Consider the following 18,580-nt stretch of genomic DNA (forward strand, 5'->3'; position numbering starts at 1 on the left):
GCCTGCTTGAGGATCGAGACGATCTGCGTCTCGGTGAACTTCGACTTCTTCATGGAACCTCCTGGCTCGGGAACGATGCCAGAAAGTTCTACTTTCGAGATGTCTGCCTAACGGGGGAGCTTACGGTCATGCTGTGCGCCAGAACCACGACCGCTCTGAAGGCAAAATTGGTAGCCGCTCCACGCCGCCGCAAACCTACCCTCGCCCCAACTCCCGAGCGCCCGCGGTAAAGCGGCGGCAGCTCCTCTAAGAGCGAGCGACCAACCCATCAAAGCGAGGCGGCACCTAGCTCTTATCTCTCACCGGGATTAGCAGGCCATTTCTTTTGGTTACTTTCCTTTGGGCCGGCAAAGAAAAGTGACCCGAGCGCCGGCAGGCGATCGGAAGCCCGCGGCAGGCGAGCCAAGTTGCGGTGAGAGCACGCACGAACGACAGGCAAAACACCGCTCTCGCAGGCATCCCCGCGAGCCCCGGCCCCTCACCCCAACCCTCTCGCCGGAGGGGAGAGGGCGCGGGGGCAGTGGTATTCTTGTGCATTGCCGCAGCATGGCGGCCCACTTTTCGTAGCGACCCATGAACGACGCCATTCCCCAGCAACCACGGCCCGCCGGCCCGGCAACGCGCCGCCCGAGCGTAGGCGTACGCGTGGGCAAGGTCATGGTGGGCGGCGGTGCGCCGGTAGTGGTGCAGTCGATGACCAACACCGACACCGAAGACCCCGCCAGCACCGCGAAGCAGATCGCCGAACTGGCCCGCGCAGGCTCCGAAGTCGTGCGCATTACCGTGAACACCCCGGCGGCTGCCGCGGCAGTGCCGCGCATCGCCGAAAAGCTGGCCATGATGGGCGTGGACGTCCCGATCGTGGGCGACTTCCACTACAACGGGCATCAGTTGCTCGAAGCCGAACCGGCCTGCGCCGAGGTGCTCGCCAAGTACCGCATCAACCCGGGCAACGTCGGCTTCGGCAAGAAGAAAGACAGCCAGTTCGCATCGATCATCGAGAAGGCCATCCAGTACGGCAAGCCCGTGCGCATCGGCGCCAACTGGGGCTCGCTCGACCAGGGCATGGTCGCCACGCTGATGGACGAGAACGCGCAACGCGCCCAGCCGTGGGACGCCGGCGTGGTCGCGCGCGAGGCGCTGATCCGTTCCGCGCTCGATTCGGCCGCCCGCGCCGAGCAGATCGGCCTGCCGCGCGATCGCATCATCCTCTCCTGCAAGGTGTCCGGCGTACAGGAACTGATCGCGGTCTACCGCGACCTGGCCACCCGCTGCGATTACGCACTGCACCTGGGCCTCACCGAAGCCGGCATGGGCTCCAAGGGCATCACCGCCTCGGCGGCGGCGCTCGCGGTGCTGCTGCAGGAGGGCATCGGCGACACCATCCGCATCTCGCTCACGCCCGAGCCCGGTGGCTCGCGCACGCAGGAGGTGATCGTCGCGCAGGAGCTGCTGCAGACCATGGGGCTGCGCGCGTTCACGCCGCTGGTCACCGCCTGCCCGGGCTGCGGACGCACCACCAGCGAGTTCTTCCAGGAACTGGCCAAGACCGTGCAGGGACATGTGCGGGCCAAGATGCCGGAATGGCGCGTGATGTACGACGGCGTGGAAAACCTCACCCTCGCGGTGATGGGCTGCGTGGTCAACGGACCGGGCGAATCCAAACACGCCAACATCGGCATCTCGCTGCCGGGCAATGGCGAGGCGCCCTCGGCACCGGTGTTCATCGACGGCGAAAAGGCGATGACCCTGCGTGGCGACCACATCGCCGAGGAGTTCGTCGGCATCCTGGACGATTACGTGGCACGCAAGTACGCCACCCGGACGGCCTGACCCACGGCAGCCGCCAGGTTGCCGGGATGTGCGCTGGATCACGCGTTTCACATCCGGCTGTACAGGCTGGGGACAGTCTGTCGACAGTCCTCCTCATGGCAGGGAAGAATGCCGCCCGTGCCACCTGGTGCCTGGAGCCTGGCGTGTCGATCAGCCCGCAATTCCGAATCGCGTTTCTGTACGTCACGCTCGCCTGCCTGTGGATCTGGCTCTCGGATCGTGCGCTCGCGTCGCTGGTGCTGGACCCCGATGCACGGGTGTGGGCGCAGAGCGCCAAGGGCTGGTTCTTCGTGGTGATGACCGGCGCGATGTTGTACTGGATGATCGGCAAGGACGTGCGACGACTGGCCGCAATCAACCGCCAACTGATGCGCGGCCACGAACAGACGCTGCGCGTGCTGGTTTCGGCGATGGATATCCGCCACAAGGAAACCCGCGACCACTCCGACCGCGTCATGCGCATGGCGATGGGCCTGGCCCGTCTGGCCGGCATGCATGGGGAGGCGCTGCTTGCGGTCAAGTTCGGCGCGTTGCTGCACGACATTGGCAAGCTGGCGATTCCCGATGCCATCCTGATCAAGCCGGGCAAGCTGGACGACGCCGAGATGGCGCACATGCGCCGGCATCCGGAGATCGGGCGCGAGCTGATGGAACAGGTCGACTTCCTTCGAGGCGCGATCGACATTCCCTATGCGCATCACGAGCGCTGGGACGGTGGTGGTTATCCGCGTGGCTTGCGCGGCGAGGAGATTCCGCTCGCCGCGCGCGTCTTCAGCATCGTGGATGTGTGGGACGCGCTGAGCTTCCCGCGCGTCTACAAGCCGGCGTGGCCGGAGGAGGACGTGCTGGCCTACCTGCGCGAGGCGGCCGGCAGCCAGCTCGATCCGCAGCTGGTCGAACTGTTCCTCGCCCATTACGCGGACCTCAAGGCGCTCGGCATGGCCGAATCGCACCCGTCGCTGGAGCTGGCGCAGGCCTAGAGGCAGTCGGCCGCGGCTCGCGGGGCCACCTTGCGCCAGCGCAACGGATCGCACGGCTGCGCCGCCAGCGTGCGCACCTGCGCCAGGAACGCATCGCGCGGTAGTTCTCGCGCCCCAAGCCCCAGCAGGTGGGGGTTGCTGACCTGCGCATCGAGCAGCGGAAAGCCCCACTCGCGCAGCAGGGCCGCCAGTGCCACCAGCGCCAGCTTCGAGCCACCGCTGCGGGCGCTGAACATCGACTCGCCGCAGAACAGCCGTCCCACGCTCACGCCGTACACGCCGCCGACCAGCGCGTCGCCTTCCCACACTTCGACGCTGTGCGCATGGCCCTGCGTATGCAGCGAGGCGTAGGCGTCGATGATCGCCTGGCCGATCCAGGTTCCGTGCTGGCCGGGCCGCGGCGCGGCGCAGGCGCGCATCACGCGCACGAAGGCCTCGTCGACGGTCACCCGCCAGTCCTTGCCTGCCAGTGCACGACGCAGGCTGCGATTGGCGCGGCAGGTCGCCGTGTCGAACACGCAACGCGGATCGGGGGACCACCACAGGATCGGCTCGCCCGGGTTGAACCAGGGAAAGATGCCGCGCTCGTAAGCGGCCAGCAGCCGTCGCGGCGACAGGTCGCCGCCGAAGGCGAGCAGGCCGTTGGGCTCGGCCAGCGCATGGCGCGGGTCGGGGAAGCGCTCGGGCGCCATCGGATCGAGCAGCGGCAGGCGGATCACCGGCACGCCCCGGCGTAGGGCGCGTGCGCGCCCAGTTCGGCAACGTAATCGTCCATCGCCTGTGCTTCGTGGACCAGCGCTTCGCGCACGGCCCGGCGGAACTGCGGATGGGCCAGATAATGGCGCGAATGCGTGCGTACCGGCACGAAGCCGCGCGCGAGCTTGTGCTCGCCCTGCGCGCCAGGCTCGAAGCGTGCGAGGCCACGGGCGATCGCATGCTCGATGCCGCGGTAATAGCACAGTTCGAAATGCAACCCCGGCAGCTCCACCCGCGCGCCCCAGTAGCGTCCGTAGAGCGTCGTATCGCTTTGCAGGAACAGGGCCATGGCCTCGATGCGTTCGCCGTCCATCGCGCAGGCTACCTGCACGCCGCTGCCGAGATGGCCAAGTGCCTGGAAGAACGCGCGCGTCAGCGCGGCATGGTTGCCCTTGGCGTCGAAGGTCGCCGTGTAGAGCGCATGGATCTGGCGCCAGGCGTCTGCGTCCATGGTCGTGCCGTCGCGCATGCGGATGTCCAGGCCATATGCACTTACCTGCGCCCGTTCCTGCCGGATGTTCTTGCGCTTCTTGGACCTGAGCGTCGCCAGGAAGTCGTCGAAGTGCCCGTAGCCCTGGTTGTGCCAGTGGAACTGCACGTCCGAGCGCGCCAGCCAGTCGCTGCCGAACGCGTCCAGCTCCTGGTCCTCCAGGAAATTGGCGTGTACCGAGGACAGGCCCAGGCGATCGGCCTCCGCCCGCATCGCCTCCACCAGCGCCTGCCGCAGGCGCGGCGCGCGTGCATCGCGGCCGGCCAGCAGCCGCGGGCCCGGCACCGGCGAGTAAGGCACGGCATTGAGCAGCTTGGGGTAGTAGTCGCCCCCGGCGCGTTCCCAGGCACCGGCCCAGCTCCAGTCGAACACGAACTCGCCATGCGAGTTGCCCTTCAGGTACACCGGTGCGGCCGCGATCAGGCGGTCGTCCTCGTACAGCCCCAGGTGGTGCGCCTGCCAACCCCAGTCCGGACGGATGCAGCCCGTGCTTTCGAGCGTGTGCAGGAAGGCATGCGAGACGAACGGGTTGGCGCTCGCCCGCAGTGCATCCCAGGTCGCCGCGGGAAGCTCGGCGATGGCAGCGTGGAAGCGGGCAGTGAGCATTGGCTGGGAGGCGGTGAGCTGGCAAGGCACCTGGCAAGACTAGCGAACTTGCGCGGGCTGACCCAAGCCTTCCATCGCCGTATGTGGCCCCGCCGAAGAGAGCATTTGACGCCCGCATGTTGCACCGCGCCATAATGCCCGCTCATTCCATCAGGACACGCGCAGTGGGCAAGGTCTGGAACTTCAGTGCGGGGCCGGCGGCATTGCCGCAGGCGGTGCTCGAACAGGCGCAGCGCGAGTTGCTGGACTGGCAGGGCAGCGGTGTCTCGGTAATGGAGCAGTCGCACCGCGGCAAGCGCTTCATCGCGATGGCCGAGCGCACGGAAGCGGACCTGCGCGAACTGCTGGAGATCCCCGGCGACTACGCGGTGTTGTTCCTGCAGGGCGGTGCGACCCAGCACTTCGCGCAGATCCCGATGAACCTGGCTGGCCCGGACGACACGGCCGACTACATTGTGAGCGGGCACTGGAGCGAGAAGGCCGCTGGCGAGGCCAGCCCCTACCTGCGCGTGAACGTGGCCGCCAGCAGCCAGGCCGACGGCTACCTGCACCTGCCGTCCCGCCGCGGGTGGCAGCTCGACCCGCAGGCCGCTTACGTGCACTACACCCCCAACGAGACCATCCACGGCGTGGAGTTCCATGACGTGCCGGACGTCGGCGAGGTGCCGCTGGTGGCGGACATGTCCTCCAACATCCTGTCCGGGCCGCTGGACGTGCGCCGCTTCGGCCTGATCTACGCCGGCGCGCAGAAGAACATCGGACCGTCCGGCCTGGTGGTGATGATCGTCCGCCGTGACCTGCTGGCGCGGCCGGGTCGGCCGATGGCGCGCATCTTCCGCTACGCCGAGCACGCCGCGGCCGGGTCCATGCTCAACACGCCCAATACCTTCGGCTGGTACCTGGCCGGGCTGACGTTCCAGTGGCTCAAGGGGCAGGGCGGGCTGGCCGCCATGGGCGAGCGCAACCGCGCCAAGGCGGCGCTGCTGTACGGAGCGATCGACAGCTCGGGCGGCTTCTACCGCAACCCGATCGCCGCGGCGTCGCGTTCGCGCATGAACGTGCCGTTCACCCTGCACGAAGGCACCCTCGACGCGGCCTTCCTGGCCGAATCGGAGGCCGCCGGCCTGCTCGCGCTGAAGGGCCACAAGGCGCTGGGCGGCATGCGTGCCTCCCTCTACAACGCCGTGCCGCTGGAGGCGGTCGAGGCGCTGGTGGCGTTCATGCGCGACTTCGCACGGCGCCATGGCTGAGCGCTCGCCTGCTAACGTTTGGACTTCTTTACCGCTGGAACGCCAGATGACCGATCCCAAGGAATCGCTGGGCAAGGTGCGCGACCGCATCGACAGCATCGACCGTCAGATCCAGGAGCTGATCTCCGAGCGCGCCAACTGGGCGCAGGAGGTCGCGCGGGTCAAGGGCGAGGGCCTGTCGGCGATCGACTATTACCGGCCCGAGCGCGAGGCGCACGTGCTGCGCATGGTGGTCGATCGCAACCACGGCCCGCTGTCGGACACCGAGATGGTGCGGCTGTTCCGCGAGATCATGTCCTCGTGTCTGGCGCAGGAGGATCCGCTCAAGGTCGGTTTCCTCGGGCCCGAGGGCACCTTCAGCGAGCAGGCGGTGCGCAAGCACTTCGGCCACGCGGCCTATGGCCTGCCGCTGGGCAGCATCGAGGAGGTGTTCCAGGAGGTCGCTGCCGGGCATGCCGACTTCGGCGTGGTGCCGGTGGAGAACTCGGGACAGGGCATGATCCAGGTGACGCTGGACATGTTCCTCACCTCCGAGGCGCGCATCTGCGGCGAGATCGAGCTGCGCGTGCACCAGTGCCTGCTGTCGAAAGCCGCGTCGCCGGGTGACATCCGTCGCGTGTTCGCCCACGCGCAGTCGCTGCAGCAGTGCAAGACCTGGCTGCGGATCAACCTGCCGGATGTGGAGTGCGTGGCGGTCGGCAGCAATGCCGAGGCCGCCCGGCTGGTCCGGCACGCGGACGACACGGCGGCCATCGCGGGCAAGACCGCTGGCAAGGTCTATGGCCTCAAGCCGCTGGCCGAAGGCATTGAGGACCGCGCCGACAACACCACGCGCTTCCTGGTGATCGGCCGCTCGCTGTTTCCGCCCTCGGGCAACGATCGCACCTCGTTGCTCATCACGGTCAACGACAAGCCGGGCGCGCTCTACGATGTGCTGAGCCCGTTTGCCAAACACAACGTGAGCATGAACCGCATCGAATCGCGCCCGGCGCATACCGGCAAGTGGCAGTACGCGTTCTTCATCGACGTTTCCGGGCACATCGACGATGCGCCGCTGCAGGCGGCGCTCAAGGACATGGGACGGGTCGCCACGCAGGTCCGCGTGCTCGGCTCCTACCCGGTGGCGTTGCCGTGAGCGGTTGCGCAGACACGACCGGACGGCTGGACTGGGTCAGCCATCCGGCAGGGCCGCTGAGCGGCACGCTCACGGTGCCGGGCGACAAGTCGGTTTCCCATCGCGCCCTGATGCTGGCGGCGTTGGCAGGGGGTGACTCCCGCATCAGCGGCTTCCTCGAAGGTGAGGACACGCGTGCCACCGCCGCCGTGCTGGCGCAGCTGGGCGTGGCCATCGAGACGCCCGCGCCGGGCGAGCGACTGGTGCATGGCGTGGGACTGCATGGGTTGCGCGGCACCGACCGGCCGCTGGACTGTGGCAACGCCGGCACCGGCATGCGCCTGCTCACGGGCCTGCTGGCGGGGCAGGCGTTCGATGCCACGCTGGTCGGCGACGAATCGCTGTCGCGCCGGCCCATGCGGCGGGTCACCGAGCCGCTCGCCTCGATGGGCGCCCGCATCGGTTCGCGTGAAGGCCTGCCACCGCTGCACGTGCGCGGGGGGCAGCGGCTGCGGGGCATCCGTTATGAGTTGCCGGTCGCCAGTGCGCAGGTGAAGTCTGCGCTGCTGCTGGCTGGCCTGTATGCCGAGGGGGCAACCGAGGTGATCGAGCCGCACCCTACCCGCGACTACACCGAGCGCATGCTGGCCGCCTTTGGATGGCCAATCGAATTCGCACCAGGGCGGGCCCGGCTCACCGGCGGTCACGCGCTGCGAGCCACCGACGTGCAGGTGCCGGCGGATTTCTCCTCGGCGGCCTTCTTCCTGGTTGCCGCGAGCCTGGTACCCGGCTCCGACCTGCTGCTGCGCGCGGTAGGCCTCAACCCCCGACGCACCGGGCTGTTGCAGGCGCTGCGGTTGATGGGTGCGGACATCGAGGTGATCGACGAGCGCGAGAGCGGCGGCGAGCCGGTCGCCGACCTGCGCGTGCGCCATGCGCCACTGCACGGCATCGAGCTGCCTCAGGCGCTGGTGCCGGACATGATCGACGAATTCCCCGTCTTGTTCGTCGCAGCGGCGGCAGCGCGGGGCCACACCGTGGTCCGCGGTGCGGCAGAGCTCCGCGTGAAGGAATCCGACCGCATTGCCAGCATGGCGACGGGGCTTCGCGCGCTGGGGGTGCAGGTGGAGGAGGCTCCCGACGGCGCCCTCATCCACGGTGGCGGGTTGGCGGCAGGCGCGATCGAAAGTCACGGCGACCATCGCGTGGCGATGAGCTTTGCCGTCGCCGGCCTCGTGACGAAAGGCGGCGTGCGCATCGGGGACTGCCGCAATGTCGCCACTTCCTTTCCTGGCTTCATGGAACTGGCCAACGGCTGCGGCTTCGCCCTCGAGGGCATCTGACCCTCCTCTCGCTCCGGACGACGGGGTTGGCCGAGGGTTGTGGTCGGAGCGCAGACCACGCTCCATCCGAACCCGCCTTCGAGGGCCTTCTCCCAGCGCGAACGTGACCAGGCGGGCGCTCCTGCCCACCCGATGCTAGGCTCGCGGCTTTCCCGAGTTTGCCACGCCATGCCTGCCGTCCCGCCTTTCATCGTCGCCATCCCGGCGCGTTACGGTTCCACCCGCCTGCCGGCCAAGCCGCTGCGCCGCCTCGGCGGCGTGCCGATGGTCGTGCGTGTGGCGCAACGCGCGCTTCAGGCCGGCGCGGGTCAAGTCGTTGTGGCGGTGGATGACGCGCGCGTCGCCGAGGCGCTGGTCGGGCAGGGCGTCGACATCTGCATGACCCGCGCCGACCATGCCTCCGGCAGTGACCGCCTGGCCGAAGTGGCCGGCCATTACGGCTGGCCGGATGAGGCCATCGTGGTGAACCTGCAGGGCGACGAGCCGTTCGCGCCGGCAGCGGGCATCCGCGAGGTGGCCCGCGCGCTGGCCGAGGATGCCGCGCCGATGGCCACGCTCGCCACGCCGATCGCCGACGCGCACGAGTTGTTCGATCCGAACGTGGTCAAGCTGGTGCGTGGAGCGGACGGACGCGCGCTGTACTTCAGCCGGGCGCCGCTGCCCTGGGCGCGCGATGCCTTCGCGGCCAACCGCGAGGCGCTGCCCGACGGCGTGCCGTTCCTGCGCCACATCGGCATCTACGCCTACCGCGCCGGCTTCCTGAACCGCTACACCGGCCTTTCCCGCACGCCGCTGGAGCAGGCCGAGTCGCTCGAACAGCTGCGGGTACTGGAACACGGCTTCCCGATCGCCGTGCGGCTGACGCCCGAGCCGTTCCCGCCGGGCATCGACACCGAGGCGGACGTGGAACGCGCCGAGCGCTGGCTCGCCGGCCAGCCGTAAGCCGTAGGGTGGGCTTCAGCCCACCGGTTTTCCCGGCGAGGGGCGGTGGGCTGAAGCCCACCCTACGACAGGCTGCAGCCTGTTCGGCCACCGGTCACGGCGCCGCTTGCCGGAACGGCTAGAATCGCGTCCATGCAGTCGCCCCAGACGCCGCCGTTCGACGGCAAGGCCTTCGTCCAGACCCTGACCACCTCGCCCGGCGTCTACCGATACTTCGACGCCGACGGCGAGCTGTTGTACGTGGGCAAGGCGGGCAGCCTCAAGAAGCGCGTCGGCAGCTATTTCCTCAAGCCGCGGATGGAGCCGCGCATCAACGCGATGGTGTCGCAGATCGCGCGCTGCGAGGTCACCGTCACGCGGACCGAGGGCGAGGCGCTGCTGCTCGAGTCGCAGCTGATCAAATCGCTCAAGCCGCGCTACAACATCCTGCTGCGCGACGACAAGAGCTACCCGTACATCTACCTCTCCGGTGGCGAGGACTATCCGCGCCTGGCCTTCCATCGCGGCGCCAAGAACCTCAAAGGCCGCTTCTTCGGGCCCTACCCGAGCGCCTTCGCCGTGCGCGAAAGCCTCAACCTGATGCAGAAGCTGTTCAAGGTGCGCCAGTGCGAGGACAGCTACTTCCGCAACCGCTCGCGCCCGTGCCTGCAACACCAGATCGGCCGTTGCGCGGCGCCGTGCGTGGGGCTGGTATCGGTCGAGCACTACCGCAACGACGTGCGCCATGCCGAGATGTTCCTGGAAGGGCGCAGCAGCGCCGTGATCGACGAACTGGCCACGTCGATGGAGAAGGCTGCCGCCGAGCTCGATTTCGAACGAGCGGCCGCGTTGCGCGACCAGGTCGCCGCCTTGCGCAAGCTGCAGGCGCAGCACCACGTGCAGGGCGCCAGCGCCGACATGGACGTGGTCGCCTGCCGCATCGAGGGCGGCATGGCGTGCGTCAGCGTGCTGTTCTTCCGCAACGGCATCAGTCTGGGCACGCGCGACTTCTTCCCACGCCTGCCGCTGGATGCCGAGCCAGCGGACGTGCTGGCGCAGTTCATCGCCCAGTACTACCTGGAACGACCGGTGCCGCGCGAGATCATCCTGTGCGACACGATCCCCGACCAGGCCCTGCTCGCACAGGTGCTGTGCGAGCAAGCGGGCCATTCGGTGGAGATCAAATCCAGCGTGCGTGGCGAACGAGCGCGCTTCCTGCAGATGGCCGAGCGCAACGCGCAGGCCTCGTTGACCTCGCGCCTGGCGAGTCGGCAGACCCTGGGCGCGCGCTTCGACGACCTGCAGAAGCTGCTGGAACTGGCCGAGCCGCCGCGGCGCATCGAGTGCTTCGACATCAGCCACACCATGGGCGAGGCGACGGTCGCTTCGTGCGTGGTGTTTGGCCCTGAAGGGCCGGAGAAGTCGCACTACCGCCGCTTCAACATCGCCGGCATCACGCCCGGCGACGATTACGCCGCGATGCACCAGGCGCTCACCCGGCGTTTCCGCAAGGTGGCGGCGGGCGAGGGTGCCAAGCCCGACGTGCTGCTGATCGACGGTGGCGGCGGGCAGGTCGCGCAGGCGCTGGACGTGCTGGCCGAACTGGGCGTGGCCGGCATCCAGGTGGTTGGCGTGGCCAAGGGGCCGGGTCGGCGCGCGGGCGAGGAAACCCTCGTGCTCGCCAACTCCGGCCGTGAAATCCACCCCGGCTCGGCCTCGCCCGCGCTGCATCTGGTGGCCGCCGTGCGCGACGAAGCCCACCGCTTCGCGATCAGCGGGCACCGCAAGCGGCGCGAGAAGGCGCGCGAGCGCAGCGTGCTCGAAGACGTGCCGGGCATCGGTGCGCGGCGGCGCGCGGCGCTGCTCAAGGCGTTCGGCGGCCTGGCCGGGGTCGAGGCCGCCGGCGTGGAAGAGCTGGCCTCGATCAAGGGCATCGATCGTGGCCTGGCCGAACGCATCTACAACACGTTGCACGGCTGAAACGCAGACTGCCGTGCGACACTGATGATCGACAACCGACGGAAAGGACGATGCGCATCAACCTACCCACCTGGCTGACCCTGTTCCGCGTGGCGCTGCTGCCGGTGATGGTGGTGGTGTTCTACCTGCCGTTCCGCGGGCACAACTTCACGGCCGCCATCGTCTTCGTGCTGGCCGCCGTCACCGACTGGCTGGACGGCTACCTGGCGCGACGGCTGAACCAGACCTCGGCGTTCGGTGCCTTCCTCGATCCCGTCGCGGACAAGCTCATGGTCGCGGTGACGCTGTTCCTGCTGGTCGAATCCCATCGCGGCGGCTGGCCGGGCATCCTGATGGCGGTGACCGCGGCGGTCATCGTGGGCCGCGAAATCAGTATTTCCGCCTTGCGCGAGTGGATGGCCGAAATCGGCATGCGCGCCACGGTGAAGGTGGCGTTTGTCGGCAAGCTCAAGACCGTGATGCAGATGATCGCGCTGGTCGTGCTCATCGTGCAGCACGAGAAGGAAGCGGAGGCGCTGCGGCTGTACCACATCGGCGAAGGGCTGCTGGTGATCGCCGGTGGGCTGACCATCTGGTCGGGCATGCACTACCTGCGCGCTGCCTGGCCGATGCTCCGCGGCGAGCCGCCGAAGCAGCCTGGCACCAGCAAGCGTGCCGAGGCTTGACGAGTCTGTTTTCGCCGCTAAAATGCGCGGCTCCGATGCGGGAATAGCTCAGTTGGTAGAGCACGACCTTGCCAAGGTCGGGGTCGCGAGTTCGAGTCTCGTTTCCCGCTCCAGTTTCTCCAGAAGCCCCGGCCATGCCGGGGCTTCGTCGTTTCGGCGGCCGCTACGGAAACATGCAAAAGGCGCGTGCGGGGCCTTCACATCCGGCCCGGTTCTGCTATCCTTTCCGACTCTGACGCGGGAATAGCTCAGTTGGTAGAGCACGACCTTGCCAAGGTCGGGGTCGCGAGTTCGAGTCTCGTTTCCCGCTCCAGTTTCCAGAAACCTCGGACTACCGGGGTTTTGTTTTTTTAAGCGGACCGCAACCATGCGTTCCGCGCGCGATGGCCAGGTGGCAGAGTGGTCATGCAGCGGCCTGCAAAGCCGTGTACGCCGGTTCGATTCCGACCCTGGCCTCCATTGCGCGATCGTTGAAGGCCCGCCACCGGCGGGCCTTTTCGTTTGGCGCGCCTCGAACCTGCAGGCGCCTGCTTTGCGAGCGACGCCTTCTCGCGCCCACGGCGGGCATCGCCCGCAAGCGGGCTCCGACAACGGCGGGCGGGTGCTACGATCCGTGCCTTATGCCCGGATGGCGAAACTGGTAGACGCAAGGGACTTAAAATCCCTCACCCTCGCGGGTATGCGGGTTCGAACCCCGCTCCGGGCACCACCGACGATTCGCATCCATGTCCAATCCGCATATCAAAAATGTCACGGGCCACCACGAGGCTGCCCCTCCGGCCGGTCGCGAGCCCGGGCCTGCGGACGGAAATTCTGGCGCCCAAGGGCCGTGGACGGTTCTGCTGGTCGAGGACGACGTGCTCATTCGGATGGATGCCGCCGACATGCTGCGGGAACTCGGGTACGAGGTCCTGGAGGCCGAATACGGACCGGATGCGCTGATGCAGCTCCGCGAACGGCCCATCGACGTCCTGGTGACCGACGTGGGACTGCCGGGCATGTCGGGTACCGAACTTGCCGAACGTGCCCGGCAACTGCAGCCGCACATCGGGCTGGTCTTTGCCACCGGCGATACGGAACTGGAAAGCCGGGAAGGGCGGCCGCGCGCTGCGATCCTCTGCAAGCCCTACGACAGCGCGAGCCTCGCCGAAAGCGTACGCGGCGCGCTGGCGCGGCCCTGAGGGACAAAGAAAACCGGCACCGCGCTTGCACGTCGGTGCCGGCTGCCTTGGCATCGCCTGGATGCCGTATTGGTGGAGGTGGCGGGAGTCGAACCCGCGTCCGAAGGCGCTTGACGCCCGGTACTACATGCTTAGCTCACCGTTGGATCTCGTCCCGCGACAGCACGATGTGCGAAGCGCATCGAAGGACCAGCCTGCTTGATTTGACCCTGGCCGACAGGCGGCGGCTTCGGGCGATCCCGTGATAATGACCCTACATCCACGAGCACAGGCACAAGTGGGTTCGGGGCTAGGCCTTAAGCGGCCAGAGCGTAGTTGTCGTCGTTGGCAACTATGAGTTTGCGGCTGGATTAACGAGGAAAGCTGCCCCCTCGGCATGCACCAAGCCATCTCACTACCCCCGTCGAAGCCAGGACACCCCCGGGGAAATCAGAGCTGGTCAGTCGTACAAGTATATGGGGCCGGTACGGCACGCTTCAATGTGCACGCCGGTGACTGTTCAGGCCTCGCGGTTATGCGCGCGCATGGTGCGCTGCTTCTCGCGCTGCCAGTCGCGTTCCTTCTCCGCATCGCGCTTGTCGTGCGCCTGCTTGCCGCGGGCCAGGCCGATCTCGACCTTGACCTTGTTGCCTTTCCAGTACATCGCGATCGGGACCAGTGTGTAACCCTTGCGCTCGACCGCGCCGATCAGCTGGTCGATCTCCTGCTTGTGGAGCAGCAGCTTGCGCGTGCGCCGGTCCTCGGCAATCACATGCGTGGAGGCGCTGATGAGCGGCGGGATCGACGTACCTACCAGGAAGATTTCGCCCTTGAGCACGACCGCATACCCGTCGCCGAAATTGATCCGGCCGGCACGCAACGCCTTCAGCTCCCAGCCCTGAAGCGCGATGCCGGCCTCGTAGCGCTGGTCGATGTGGTACTCGTGGCGGGCGCGCTTGTTGAGCGCGATCGTCCCGCCAGCGTGCTTGTCCTTGTCCTTCGCTTTTGCCATGTCCGCTAGACTTGCGCCTTTGCGGTGCGCCGGAAGCCGTCGCACCCGAATGATGGAAGAGGTAGCCGTGATCGAAATCCGACGAAGCGCCCTGGTCAATTACACGCCGGCGCAAATGTTCGATCTGGTCAACGACGTGGAAGCATACCCAAAGCGCTTCGCCTGGTGTGCCGGCGCGCAGGTGCTCGAGCGCGAGGGCGACACGCTGGTAGCGCGGCTGGACCTCAGGTACGCCGGCCTCAAGCAGAGCTTCACCACCCGCAACACCACCGAAGCGCCGCGGCGCCTGCACATGCAACTGGTGGAAGGGCCGTTCCGCAGCCTGGACGGGCTCTGGGAATTCATTCCGCTCGGCGACCAGGGTTGCAAGATCGCTTTCGCGCTGGATTTCGACTATGTGGGCCTGGGTGCCACGGCGATCAAGCTCGGCTTTCAGGCGCTGGCGAGCAAGATGGTCGATGATTTTGGCCGCGAGGCCCGGCGCGCGTATGGCTGAGATCGCGGTGGAAGTGGTGCTCGCGCTGCCTGGGCGCACGCTGCTCAAGCGACTGGTGCTGGACTTGGGCTCGACCGTAGGCGACGCGATCGCGGCGGCTCAGCTGGGCCAGGACAGCGTCCGGGTCGATCTGCAGCGGGTCGGCGTGTTCGGCCGGCGCGTACCACCGGAGCATCGGTTGCGCGATGGCGACCGGGTGGAAATCTATCGCGCGCTGGTGGTCGACCCCAAGGAGGCGCGGCGTCGCCGCGCCCGCTGACATCAGCGCGTGCCGTCGTCGGGCGGCGTCGAGCCGCTGTCCTCGGTACCGCCGTTGTTCTTGTCGCCCTGGGTTTCGTCGACCGGGTAGGTAACGTGGTACTTCTTGCTGTCCTCGAGCATCTTCTGCGGATCCTGCGCAAAGAAGTCGCCGTCGGTGCGCACCAGCGTGTCGTTGTTGAAGGTCAGCGTGAACGTGCGGATCTTGATCTTGCCGCCCCGGTGCTGCTGGGTGGACACGTAATCCCAGCGGTTCTGGTTGAACGGGGTGTGCACCGAAGGCGAGCCCAGCAGCACCAGCACCTGGTGCTTGGTCATGCCCGGCTTGAGCTGATCGACGTCCTTCTTGTCGAGAAAGTTGCCCTGCTGCACGTCGGGAACATAGACCAGTCCGCAGCCCACCAGCGAGAGCGCCAGCATGGCGGAACCGAGCGTGCGAATCAGCTTGTGCATGCGTGTTTGCGTCCGGATCGTGAAGGTGTCGATGATACACTAACGGCCTTGGTACGCCGTGCGTGGAGCTTGCTATGGAACAGGAAACCAGAGAGCTGCGCCGGGTCGGCCTGAAGGTCACCCACCCGCGCATGCGGATCCTGCAGATCTTCGAGGAGGAGGGCGTCCAGCACCTCACTGCCGAAGACGTCTACAAGAAGCTGCTGGCCGAACAGGAAGACATCGGCCTGGCAACGGTCTATCGCGTGCTCACCCAGTTCGAGGCCGCGGGCATCGTGGTCAAGCACAACTTCGAAGGCGGCCAGGCCGTCTACGAGCTCGACCGCGGCAAGCACCACGACCACATGATCGACGTAGACAGCGGCAAGGTCATCGAGTTCGTCAGTGAGGAGATCGAGCGGCTGCAGAAGGAAATTGCCGCCAAGCACGGCTACGTGCTGGAGGATCACAGCCTGGTGCTGTACGTGCGGCCGAAAGGCAAGGCGCGTTGATCCCGCGAACCCTGCACGAGCCCGCTTGCGGGCGACGCCATTTGGCAGGGTCGGAGGAGCTTCGCCCACGAGGGGCTCCTAGAAACGGCATGTGAGCGAGGCAAAAAAAAGCCGCGGGAGGACTCCTGTCCACCCACGGCTGATCCGTTACCACATAGCGCCTCGGCAGTGCGAATTGCTCGCTGGCCGGATTGCGCCGTTGGTACCGGCGGAACGGCTTCCTGCCGTTCTTCGTGGCCACCGTCCCCACGGTGACCACGGCACGCCATCTTGCGATGGCGGCTCCCCCACATCGATGGACCGATGCTAACGAGCTGTTCACGATTGCGGTATTGGAAAAATTCCTATGCCAATCGACCGGGTTCACGGCTTGGCATGCTGCCCCGCAGCAAAACCCGCAGGTGCACGCCCTGGCGGTCGGGCCGCAGCCGGAACAGGCCGCCCAGCGAGGTAACCCGGTCGCGCATGCCTTGCAGGCCGCGGCCCCCGCGGGGCAGCCGGCTGGGCAGGCCCACGCCATCGTCACGGATGTCGAGCAGTGCCAGCACCACCCCATGCCGCTCGCCGATCCGCAGGCGCAAGCGGAATTCGCTGGCCTGGGCGTGCTTGACCGCGTTGGTGGCGCTTTCCTGCACCAGTCGGTACACCGCGATGCGGGTGTCTTCGTCGAGCAGCCGCGGATCGCCGCGCATGTCGGTGTGGAAGACGATGCCTGCGGTGGTCAGCAGGTCGCGGATCGGGCCCTCGTCCAGCGCGCGCAGCAGGCCGAACTCGTCCAGCACGGCCGGGCGCAGGTCGTCCAGCAGGCGGTGCAGCGCGCGGCGCATGTATCCGAGAATGGTGTTGATCGAGACGCTGATGTCATCCAGCCCGGCCTGGCGCAGCCGCACCTGCGCCAGCTTCATATGGGTCTGGATGGCGGTGATGTTCTGCCCCAGCTCGTCGTGCAGTTCGGAGGCCATGTGCCGGCGCTGGTTTTCCTCCGCCTGTAGGTTGCCGCGCGCCGCGTCGCGCAACTGGCGCGCGAGCTGGTCCAGGCGGCGGTTGACCGCGCCCAGGTAGACGTTCTGCTCGGCCACCCGCTCACTGCTGCGGCGCAGGGCGTCGGTCGCCGCCCCCAGCATCAGGGCGCCGGTGCCGGCGACGGCCAGGAACAGGTAGCCGGCCGCGCTCTGCACATGACCGGGCTGATGGTCGACCGCGGTCATGCCCAGGCAAGAGATCAGCATGGCCAGCGTCGCGCCCCGCCAGCCGTGGCGAAAGGCGAAGAACAATACCGGTGCCAGCGACAACACGCGGGCGAATTCCGGCTGCGGCGCGGCGTGTTCGGAGAGCATCAGCAGCAATGCCATCGCCGGCAACATCACCAGCAAGCCGTCCATCACCAGGCTGGCCACCATTTTCCGGTTCGGCCGCGCGCGCAGCAGCATGATCGACAGCGGCGCCACCAGCAGCACGCCGAGGTAATTGCCCAGCAGCTCGCGGCCGAGTGCGCGCACCATCGCCGCGGGCGCGGCGTTTTGGTGGAGCAGGGCCAGCAGCACCGCATCGGTCGCCGCCACCGCGCCGACCACCAGCACGGCCGAGAGCAGCAGGCGGGTGGCTTCTTCCGGGTCGCGCAGGCTGGCGTGCAGGTTGACCCGGCGCAGCAGCCACAGGCCGGTTGCCATGACCAACGGTTCGGGCAGGTCGCCGATCACGAAGGTCTCCCAGCCCATCGGGAGCCCCGAACGCAGGTCCAGGATGACCGTCGCGGCCAGTTCCAGCCCCAACGGCCAGAACCACTGCCGCACCGGCACGATCAGCAACGCGGCGAAGCGCAGGCCGAAAGGCAGCATCCAGTACGGCTGCTGCGTCGGCAGCAATGCCAGCCACAGCAGCACGTAGATGACGCCCAGCAGCGGGCCGGAGTCAGGCAGGGAAAGGGGCTTCGATCGCATGCCGGCGATGGTACATGCGACTTTCGCCTGCCCAGCACGCGGGGCGCGTTCGGGCAGGGGCGGCCGGAGTCTTATAGACTCGGAAGGGTAGGGCCGGACGCGGGGGCGTCCGAAGCGGTCGAGCCGCACCGCGGCGCACCGCCCGAAAACAGAAAGTCAGCGGGGCAGCATGTACAGCATCGTTCTGGTCGACGACCACGCCATCGTCCGTGAGGGATTCAAGCGGCTCATCGAACTGGAGCCGGACCTGGAAGTGATTGCCGAGTGCCGGTGCGCCGACGACGCGGTGGACGCGATCAACCAGCGCCGTCCCGACCTGGTCGCACTGGATCTCTCGCTCCCCGACGGGAGCGGCCTGCCGCTGATCGAGCATCTGCACAGCCTGGCCCCGGACACGCATATCGTGGTACTGAGCATGCATGACGGCGAGCCTTACGTGTCCGAAGCGTTGCGCCGCGGCGCCAGTGGCTACGTCACCAAGGGTGCCGCGCCGGAAGAACTGGTGGCGGGCCTGCGTCAGGTGATGCAGGGCGAGACGTTCCTCAGTTCGGACCTGCGCCAGCGCCGTGCCGAGCGGCCCAGCGAGGCGCTCGATCCGGTCAACCGGCTGACCGCGCGCGAGCGCGAGGTGTTCCTGCTGCTCGCGGCCGGCAAGGCGCCCAAGCAGGTCGCCGCGGCGCTCGGGGTGGGACAGAAGACGATTTATATCCACCGCGCCAGCCTGATGGGCAAGCTTGGCGCGGGCTCGGAACTGGATCTTTACCGCATGGCCAGCGAGCGCGGGCTGTTGTCCGAGCGGAGGAACTGACCCGCAGGAGGCTTCAACCCACCG

At 67.6% G+C, this 18,580-nt stretch carries 18 protein-coding genes, 4 tRNA genes and 1 other RNA gene; 17 read left to right on the top strand and 6 right to left on the bottom strand.

What is annotated here, in order from left to right:
- Positions 1 to 573 precede the first annotated feature (573 nt).
- Both ispG and ACFWZU_RS05860 read left to right on the top strand, forming a co-directional pair.
- On the top strand, positions 574 to 1,833 hold the full coding sequence (ispG, locus tag ACFWZU_RS05855; RefSeq protein WP_439700492.1) for a flavodoxin-dependent (E)-4-hydroxy-3-methylbut-2-enyl-diphosphate synthase: 1,260 nt from the start codon (positions 574 to 576) through the stop codon (positions 1,831 to 1,833).
- Between the two features lie 143 nt (positions 1,834 to 1,976).
- Positions 1,977 to 2,813: an HD-GYP domain-containing protein gene (locus ACFWZU_RS05860; protein WP_439700493.1), complete on the top strand. Its 837-nt coding sequence runs from the start codon at positions 1,977 to 1,979 to the stop codon at positions 2,811 to 2,813.
- Here ACFWZU_RS05860 and aat read toward each other — a convergent pair.
- Complete coding sequence (gene aat, locus ACFWZU_RS05865; RefSeq protein WP_439700494.1) at positions 2,810 to 3,532, bottom strand: leucyl/phenylalanyl-tRNA--protein transferase; 723 nt, start codon at positions 3,530 to 3,532, stop codon at positions 2,810 to 2,812. The genes ACFWZU_RS05860 and aat overlap by 4 nt on opposite strands.
- Positions 3,529 to 4,665, bottom strand: a complete 1,137-nt coding sequence (locus tag ACFWZU_RS05870; RefSeq protein ID WP_439700495.1) for a GNAT family N-acetyltransferase — start codon at positions 4,663 to 4,665, stop codon at positions 3,529 to 3,531. Before ACFWZU_RS05870 ends, aat begins: the two co-directional genes overlap by 4 nt.
- Positions 4,666 to 4,829: 164 nt before the next feature.
- Here ACFWZU_RS05870 and serC point away from each other — a divergent pair, with 164 nt between their 5' ends.
- The 11 genes from serC (at position 4,830) to ACFWZU_RS05925 (ending at position 13,119) form a co-directional block, all read left to right on the top strand.
- Positions 4,830 to 5,915, top strand: a complete 1,086-nt coding sequence (gene serC / locus ACFWZU_RS05875; RefSeq protein ID WP_439700496.1) for a 3-phosphoserine/phosphohydroxythreonine transaminase — start codon at positions 4,830 to 4,832, stop codon at positions 5,913 to 5,915.
- 46 nt (positions 5,916 to 5,961) lie between these two features.
- On the top strand, positions 5,962 to 7,050 hold the full coding sequence (gene pheA, locus ACFWZU_RS05880) for a prephenate dehydratase (protein WP_439700497.1): 1,089 nt from the start codon (positions 5,962 to 5,964) through the stop codon (positions 7,048 to 7,050).
- Complete coding sequence (aroA, locus tag ACFWZU_RS05885; protein WP_439700498.1) at positions 7,047 to 8,372, top strand: 3-phosphoshikimate 1-carboxyvinyltransferase; 1,326 nt, start codon at positions 7,047 to 7,049, stop codon at positions 8,370 to 8,372. Before pheA ends, aroA begins: the two co-directional genes overlap by 4 nt.
- Before the next feature lie 168 nt (positions 8,373 to 8,540).
- Positions 8,541 to 9,314, top strand: coding sequence for a 3-deoxy-manno-octulosonate cytidylyltransferase (gene kdsB / locus ACFWZU_RS05890; RefSeq protein WP_439700499.1), 774 nt, complete (start codon positions 8,541 to 8,543; stop codon positions 9,312 to 9,314).
- 132 nt (positions 9,315 to 9,446) lie between these two features.
- Positions 9,447 to 11,273 carry an excinuclease ABC subunit UvrC gene (uvrC, locus tag ACFWZU_RS05895; protein WP_439700500.1) on the top strand — a complete coding sequence of 609 codons (1,827 nt, stop codon included), beginning with the start codon at positions 9,447 to 9,449 and terminating at the stop codon, positions 11,271 to 11,273.
- Positions 11,274 to 11,323: 50 nt separating this feature from the next.
- A complete protein-coding gene (pgsA, locus tag ACFWZU_RS05900; RefSeq protein ID WP_439700501.1) occupies positions 11,324 to 11,938 on the top strand; it encodes a CDP-diacylglycerol--glycerol-3-phosphate 3-phosphatidyltransferase in 615 nt (204 codons plus the stop codon).
- 37 nt (positions 11,939 to 11,975) lie between these two features.
- Positions 11,976 to 12,051: transfer RNA gene (locus ACFWZU_RS05905), tRNA-Gly, on the top strand.
- A gap of 124 nt (positions 12,052 to 12,175) precedes the next feature.
- Positions 12,176 to 12,251 (top strand) — tRNA-Gly (locus tag ACFWZU_RS05910).
- 72 nt (positions 12,252 to 12,323) lie between these two features.
- Positions 12,324 to 12,397: transfer RNA gene (locus tag ACFWZU_RS05915), tRNA-Cys, on the top strand.
- Positions 12,398 to 12,560: 163 nt separating this feature from the next.
- Positions 12,561 to 12,647, top strand: a tRNA-Leu gene (locus ACFWZU_RS05920).
- 16 nt (positions 12,648 to 12,663) lie between these two features.
- Entirely contained in the window at positions 12,664 to 13,119 is a 456-nt protein-coding gene (locus ACFWZU_RS05925) for a response regulator (protein ID WP_439700502.1), read from the top strand.
- A 70-nt stretch (positions 13,120 to 13,189) separates the two neighbouring features.
- Here the strand turns inward: ACFWZU_RS05925 and ssrA are convergent.
- Together ssrA and smpB are read right to left on the bottom strand one after the other, a co-directional pair.
- Positions 13,190 to 13,541: a transfer-messenger RNA gene (gene ssrA / locus ACFWZU_RS05930) on the bottom strand.
- Positions 13,542 to 13,618: 77 nt separating this feature from the next.
- The gene (gene smpB / locus ACFWZU_RS05935) at positions 13,619 to 14,110 is read right to left on the bottom strand and encodes an SsrA-binding protein SmpB (RefSeq protein ID WP_091336452.1); all 492 of its coding nucleotides are present in this window, start codon (positions 14,108 to 14,110) and stop codon (positions 13,619 to 13,621) included.
- A gap of 67 nt (positions 14,111 to 14,177) precedes the next feature.
- Between smpB and ACFWZU_RS05940 the strand changes: the two genes are divergently transcribed.
- Both ACFWZU_RS05940 and ACFWZU_RS05945 read left to right on the top strand, forming a co-directional pair.
- Positions 14,178 to 14,606 carry a type II toxin-antitoxin system RatA family toxin gene (locus ACFWZU_RS05940; RefSeq protein WP_439700503.1) on the top strand — a complete coding sequence of 143 codons (429 nt, stop codon included), beginning with the start codon at positions 14,178 to 14,180 and terminating at the stop codon, positions 14,604 to 14,606.
- The gene (locus ACFWZU_RS05945) at positions 14,599 to 14,865 is read left to right on the top strand and encodes an RnfH family protein (RefSeq protein WP_439700504.1); all 267 of its coding nucleotides are present in this window, start codon (positions 14,599 to 14,601) and stop codon (positions 14,863 to 14,865) included. Before ACFWZU_RS05940 ends, ACFWZU_RS05945 begins: the two co-directional genes overlap by 8 nt.
- 2 nt (positions 14,866 to 14,867) lie before the next feature.
- Here the strand turns inward: ACFWZU_RS05945 and ACFWZU_RS05950 are convergent, their stop codons facing one another.
- Entirely contained in the window at positions 14,868 to 15,317 is a 450-nt protein-coding gene (locus tag ACFWZU_RS05950; RefSeq protein ID WP_439700505.1) for an outer membrane protein assembly factor BamE, read from the bottom strand.
- A 74-nt stretch (positions 15,318 to 15,391) separates the two neighbouring features.
- Here ACFWZU_RS05950 and fur point away from each other — a divergent pair, with 74 nt between their 5' ends.
- Positions 15,392 to 15,808 carry a ferric iron uptake transcriptional regulator gene (gene fur, locus ACFWZU_RS05955; protein ID WP_439700506.1) on the top strand — a complete coding sequence of 139 codons (417 nt, stop codon included), beginning with the start codon at positions 15,392 to 15,394 and terminating at the stop codon, positions 15,806 to 15,808.
- Between the two features lie 344 nt (positions 15,809 to 16,152).
- Here the strand turns inward: fur and ACFWZU_RS05960 are convergent, their stop codons facing one another.
- Entirely contained in the window at positions 16,153 to 17,748 is a 1,596-nt protein-coding gene (locus ACFWZU_RS05960; protein WP_439700507.1) for an MASE1 domain-containing sensor histidine kinase, read from the bottom strand.
- Positions 17,749 to 17,917: 169 nt separating this feature from the next.
- On the opposite strand from ACFWZU_RS05960, the gene ACFWZU_RS05965 reads away from it, so the two are divergent.
- Positions 17,918 to 18,556 carry a response regulator gene (locus ACFWZU_RS05965; protein WP_439700508.1) on the top strand — a complete coding sequence of 213 codons (639 nt, stop codon included), beginning with the start codon at positions 17,918 to 17,920 and terminating at the stop codon, positions 18,554 to 18,556.
- Positions 18,557 to 18,580: the final 24 nt, after the last annotated feature.

It is taken from the genome of Frateuria sp. GZRR33 (assembly GCF_051900425.1).
Lineage (GTDB): Bacteria > Pseudomonadota > Gammaproteobacteria > Xanthomonadales > Rhodanobacteraceae > Frateuria_A.